We start from the raw sequence: 5,556 nt of genomic DNA on the forward strand, positions 1-5,556 counted from the left end.
GCTGCCATTCTCGTTTGGATTGCTTGAGTTTGAAGACACCCTCTAGAGTCTGTTTTAAAACCAGCGGAATGCCGGATTGGGGCAGATTTTTTACCCAATGGGCATGTGATATCCGTAAGGCGGCAGAGCCGCCAACGGCTATCCAATCGTCAGGCAAGGCGATTTGACGCGGGAATCCTGACGGATTTCAAGTCAAATCAACGTAGTCCTGACGGAAAAGGATGCCCTGAGACGGCGTTTTGACGGTTTTAAAACAGACTCTAAGCCCCCCGGTAAACCGGGGGGCTTTTCTCATGGTTTTTCAGAGGATTCGGGCTTGGCATCGCTGTTTTTCTTAGTCCTTTTAACACGTGACAAGGGCGTTGCCTTTGCAGCTATCCGCAGGGAATCATTGTCCACATGGGTATAAATTTCGGTGGTATTCAGGTGGTCGTGACCCAGCACCTCCTGAACAGCCCGGACGTCGACGCCGTTTTGCAGCATCAGTGTGGCGGCGGTGTGCCGCAGCTTATGAGAAGAGTACTGACTTTCGTCCAGCCCGGCGGCGGACAGCCGCTTTTTCACCATGGCATGGACCATGGAACGGCTGATGCGCTCGTTTCGGGAGGAGAGAAACAGCGCGTTGGCGTCCCGTCCGGTGATGGGCCGGCGGACCGCCAGATAGCGCCGCAGGGCGTCCTGGCAGGCATCGTTCAGATAGATGACGCGGATTTTATTGCCCTTGCCCAGGACGCGCAGGGCCTCGTCCTGAATGTCCCGCAGATTCAGCCCCACCAGCTCGGAAATCCGAAGGCCGCAGTTGAGGAACAGCGTCAGAATACAGTAGTCCCGTTCCTGATTTTTGCCGTCCACAGACTCCAGCAGACGCAGACTCTCGTCCAGCGTCAAATATTTGGGCAGGGTCTTTTGCAGCTTGGGTGAGTCGATATCTTTGACAGGATTTTCACGAAGCAGGTGCATCTTATTGGTGAGGTAATTGTAAAAGGAGCGGATGGTGGCAATTTTCCGGGCCCGGGACGCGGCATTCAGGCCGTAGTCGGACACGGAGCTGTTCTGATGGAGAATGCGGTCCCGGCTGAGATAGGTCATGTAGCCATAGATGTCCGTCAGCGTCACGCTGGACACAAAATCCAAATCCACATCCATGATGTCGATTTCATCCAGCGGCTTTCCGGCAAGCTCCGGATTGCGAATCTGCTTCAAATAGCGGAAGAAATTCCGGAGGTCCAGAAAATATTCGTCTACCGTCCGCTTGGAATGGGCCTTGACGGTTTCATGGTACGCGAGAAAGTCCCGCAGTATCTGCGGGGATTCCAGTCTATAATCATTCATAGCAAGCTTGGGGCATCAGAGCCTCGGAGCGGGCAAATGTGGATTTTGGCTCCCCCGAATTGAACAAAATTATCATTTTGTTCAATTGCCTGTATGCCCCTAAAACCTCCCTCCCGCCGGTATGCGCGGCGGTTTATTCTGCAATGCGGACGCCGTACCAGGAATACAGGCTTCATCCGCGGCGCGTGACACCGGCCCATACCAATGCAACCTAGCAACATAAAACCTCCGCTTTGGGCCAAACTAGTTCTATCATAATCCATGGGGCGCAAATTCAATTCACAGAACGGAGGAATTCCTTTGATACCCTGTACCAGTCAATGTCTCTACCAGGCCGACGGCGTCTGTACACTGGAGAGCGCGGCGGCTGCCGGTCTGCCCGCTCTGGGCGGCGCCTGCGTTCACTTTATTCCCGCAAAGCAGCTCGGATCGCCTCACCGATATTCCGAACGGGCAGAAGCTCCAGCCCGGCCGGCGGTTCCAGACCCCTGTGGACAGGAAGCACACAACGGCTGAACCCCAGCCGCCGGACCTCCGATACCCGTTGGCTGAGCTGGCTGACGCTCCGCAGCTCCCCGGTCAGGCCCACCTCTCCGATGGCCGCCAGATCGCCGGGAACAGGCTTGTCCAGATAACTGGACGCCAGGGCCACAATGGCCGCCAGGTCCGCAGCGGGCTCGTCCAGCTGCAAGCCGCCGATGATGTTCAGATAGGCGTCGCAGGCGGAGAGCTTCAGTCCGCCCCGCTTTTCCAGCACTGCCAGCAGCATGGCCGCCCGGTTATAGTCGAAGCCGTTGCTGGTGCGCCGGGGATTATTGGCCGGCGAGGTTACCACCAATGCCTGTATCTCCGCCAGTACGGGCCTGGCCCCCTCCATCACACAGGTGACACAGGTGCCCGGCGCATCCTCCGGACGGCCGGACAGCAGCATTTGCGAGGGGTTTTCCACCTCCGTCAGCCCGCCGTCCCCCATCTCAAAGACGCCGATTTCGTTGGTGGCTCCAAAGCGGTTCTTGGCCGCCCGGAGAATGCGGAAGGAGGTGTGCCGGTCCCCCTCAAAATACAGCACGCAGTCCACCATGTGCTCCAGAACCTTGGGACCGGCGATGGACCCCTCTTTATTCACATGGCCGATGACAAAAACGGTAATGTTCTCCCCCTTGGCCAGGCGCATCAGCGCCATGGTGCAGTCCTTGACCTGGCTGATGCTGCCTGCCGGGGAATCCAACGCGTCGTTATAGAGAGTCTGGATGGAGTCTACAATCAAAACGTCCGGTTTTTCCGCAGAAACCGCCTGAATCATCTCCTCCAGGCCGGTTTCCGACAGGACCAGAAGCTGCTGGCTCTCCACATGGAGCCGCCGGGCCCGAAGCTTCAGCTGATGCTGGGACTCCTCCCCGGATACATAGAGCACCTTGGAAAATTCGCAGAGCCGCCCGCAAATCTGGAGCATCAGTGTGGATTTTCCGATGCCGGGAGCACCGCCCACCAGCACCAGGGAGCCCTTGACCGCCCCGCCGCCTAAAACCCGGTTCAACTCGCCCATGCCGGTGGAAAAGCGGATTTCCTCGCCCTCCCCCAGCTCTGTTACCGGGCAGGCCCTGGGGGCGGATACAATACGGGTCCCCCCTCTCCCCTTTCCCTTTACGGTTTCCGGAGGCCGTTCCACCACCGTGTTCCAGGACCCGCAGGCGGGACACCGGCCTGCCCACTTCGGCGTCTCATTTCCGCACTCCGTGCAGTAAAAGAGTGTTCTTTGTTTCATAAACTGTCTCCTTCTGTAAGGCCCCGCAGAAAACCGGCGGCAATGGCGGCGGCCAGCCGGGTCTGATATACGGGACTCTGGAGCCACTCGGTTTCCGCCGCGTTGGAGAGGAAACCGCACTCTACCAGAATTCCAGGCCCTGTTACATGCTTCATCAGGTAAATGCTGTCCGGTATCTGCCGGGGATTTTTTGTGTTTCCGGCGTTGATGCCCATATTCAGAGCATCCTGCATCACAGCCGCCAGCGCCTGGGCCCCCTCCCCCTGGTTCCAGAACACCTGGGCCCCGTGGGTCACAGGGGAAGACGGCAGACTGTTCTGATGAATGCTCAGCAGCAGGCTGTTTTCCACGGCGTTTACCATGGCCACCCGGTTTTTCAGGTCCGAGGTCTTCCGCTGCCGCATGGTATCCAGGTCTCCGTCCCCTACGCTGATGTCCTCCTCCCGAATCAGCGCCGTACGCTGCCCGGCAAAGCGCAGCAGGTCGCTGACCCGGAGGGACACCGCCAGATTGATAGCGCTTTCCGAGACGCCACCGGGCGACACCGCGCCGCCGTCTTCTCCGCCGTGGCCCGGGTCAATGACCACGGTGAGGGGCGGGCCATCCTCCTCCCCGGCGGCAAAGGCCGGCACCGCATTCCCCTTCCACAGCACCGTACCCAGCCCGACGGCAAAGCAGCAGAACAGCAGGGATAAAAACAGGTCTCGTTTACGAAGCAGGATAATCACAGGCGCTTCCCCCTTGCGGAAAAATTCTGTATGCGCTATCAGACTATGTCCGCCTGCTTATCCCATATGCCGGTTTTTGCCCCGTCCCTCCTCCTCCAGCCGGTGAAGAATCTCGAGGTCGTGGAGATCTGTGGGCCGGGGCTCATAGCCGCTGTGAAGCTGGCCCTTTAGGGAAATACTTTGCAGGGACTCCATTTTATCCAGCACCTCAAAAAGGTCTGCTTTTGAAACGGTCTCCTTTTTCGTTTTTTTCATATCTCTTCCTCCTGGTGGTCAGCTTCTATTTTAACGGCATGACGCCTCCCCTGTCAAGGCGGAAATGGAAGCGGGTAGCCGCCGGGCGTTGGTCTGCATAGAATAGGTCAGGCGCGGACTGCTTCTCTGTTCCGCGTGAACCCCTTTTTAAAAGGAGGCTTTCCACCAATGGAAAAACCAATCCAAACACAAACCTGCGCCTGCGCCCCCGGCATGGGCGCTCTGCCCAACGGCTGCGCCTCTCTGGCGTTTCCCTATATCCCCATGCAGGAGAACAACCCGGTCCGGTTCAGCCGGACGGAAGCGCTCCAGACCGGCACACTCTTCCCTGGCCTGGACCTGCCCTTCAAGGCGGCCATTCAGGCTCAGACGCAGCTGCCCAACACCGCGCTGGTGGAGCTGATGGCCCTGGACTTTGCAATCAAGGAGCTGAACCTTTATCTGGACACCCATGCGGGCGACCAGGAGGTTCTTCAGCTCTACTGGTCCTATCTCAATCTGGCCAGGGAGGGCCGTGAGAAATACGAAAAGATGTACGGCCCCCTGACCTCCACCACGCCGACGCCGGAAAATGGCTATGCCTGGCTGAAGGACCCGTGGCCCTGGGATGTAGGAGGGAATGACTGATGTTTGTCTATGAGAAAAAACTGCAATACCCCGTCAAGGTCAAAAACACCAATCCCAAGCTGGCGTCGGTCATTATCTCCCAGTACGGCGGCCCCGACGGAGAGCTGGGAGCCTCCCTGCGCTACCTGAGCCAGCGGTTTTCCATGCCCTATCCGGAGCTGAAGGGTCTTCTGACCGACATCGGCACCGAGGAGCTGGGGCATCTGGAAATGATTGGCGCTCTGGTCCACCAGCTGACCCGGAACCTCACGGAGGAGCAGATCAGGTCCGCCGGCTTCGATACCTATTTTGTGGACCGCACCGCCGGCGTTTATCCCACCTCCGCCTCCGGCTTCCCCTACAGCGCCGCCAGTATGGCCTGTAAAGGGGATTTGATTGCCGACCTGACAGAGGATTTGGCGGCAGATGGGGCGATGGCGTAAGCGCAACAAGACCGGAAAGCCTTGAAAACACTGGATTGTTGGTAGGATAAGCCTTTTCCGGCGGCGATGGTGTAAAGACAACCTGTTAAAATTTTCGATGGGACAAGCTGTTTCCAATCCAATTTTTAGGAGAAAATGCATTACAATGAAAATCAAGTTGCGGAGCTGATTATTAGAACCAAATAAAGAGCAACGGAGAACGTATGCAAGCGTTCTCCGTTGCCTTATGGCTCCTCGCTGGGAAAGGTTAAAACTGTCTGATACCCGTTCTGCGGCGCGCTTTCAATTTCCATTGTTCCATGATGCGCCTCAACAATTTGACGGACCAACAGAACGCCTAAACCGTGTCTTAGCTTTAATCTTTCATCGGTACTTTCCAAATGATTTGTTGTCGCTCTTAATTTGTCCAGCTTCTCAGCGGACACGC

The 5,556-nt window shown here is 57.3% G+C and carries 6 protein-coding genes and 1 pseudogene; 2 read left to right on the forward strand and 5 right to left on the reverse strand.

The window, feature by feature from the left end:
• Positions 1-291: 291 nt before the first annotated feature.
• The 4 genes from Q0063_RS14195 to Q0063_RS14210 all read right to left on the reverse strand — a co-directional run bounded on the left by Q0063_RS14195 (position 292) and on the right by Q0063_RS14210 (position 4,080).
• Positions 292-1,332: a tyrosine recombinase XerC gene (locus tag Q0063_RS14195; RefSeq protein WP_297872614.1), complete on the reverse strand. Its 1,041-nt coding sequence runs from the start codon at positions 1,330-1,332 to the stop codon at positions 292-294.
• 406 nt (positions 1,333-1,738) lie between these two features.
• Positions 1,739-3,097, reverse strand: a complete 1,359-nt coding sequence (gene radA, locus Q0063_RS14200) for a DNA repair protein RadA (protein WP_297872615.1) — start codon at positions 3,095-3,097, stop codon at positions 1,739-1,741.
• Complete coding sequence (locus Q0063_RS14205; protein ID WP_297872616.1) at positions 3,094-3,825, reverse strand: N-acetylmuramoyl-L-alanine amidase; 732 nt, start codon at positions 3,823-3,825, stop codon at positions 3,094-3,096. The genes radA and Q0063_RS14205 overlap by 4 nt, the downstream gene beginning before the upstream one ends.
• Positions 3,826-3,882: 57 nt before the next feature.
• A complete protein-coding gene (locus Q0063_RS14210) occupies positions 3,883-4,080 on the reverse strand; it encodes a hypothetical protein (RefSeq protein ID WP_297872617.1) in 198 nt (65 codons plus the stop codon).
• Between the two features lie 168 nt (positions 4,081-4,248).
• Between Q0063_RS14210 and Q0063_RS14215 the strand changes: the two genes are divergently transcribed.
• Positions 4,249-4,707 carry a spore coat protein CotJB gene (locus tag Q0063_RS14215; protein WP_297872618.1) on the forward strand — a complete coding sequence of 153 codons (459 nt, stop codon included), beginning with the start codon at positions 4,249-4,251 and terminating at the stop codon, positions 4,705-4,707.
• Positions 4,707-5,111, forward strand: a pseudogene (locus Q0063_RS14220) (manganese catalase family protein); the annotation flags it as partial. The gene Q0063_RS14215 and the pseudogene Q0063_RS14220, both read left to right, overlap by 1 nt.
• Before the next feature lie 242 nt (positions 5,112-5,353).
• Here the strand turns inward: Q0063_RS14220 and Q0063_RS14225 are convergent.
• The coding region (locus tag Q0063_RS14225; RefSeq protein WP_367180393.1) for an ATP-binding protein at positions 5,354-5,556 on the reverse strand (203 nt) is incomplete at its 5' end.

It is taken from the genome of uncultured Oscillibacter sp., assembly GCF_947654275.1.
Lineage (GTDB): Bacteria > Bacillota > Clostridia > Oscillospirales > Oscillospiraceae > Oscillibacter.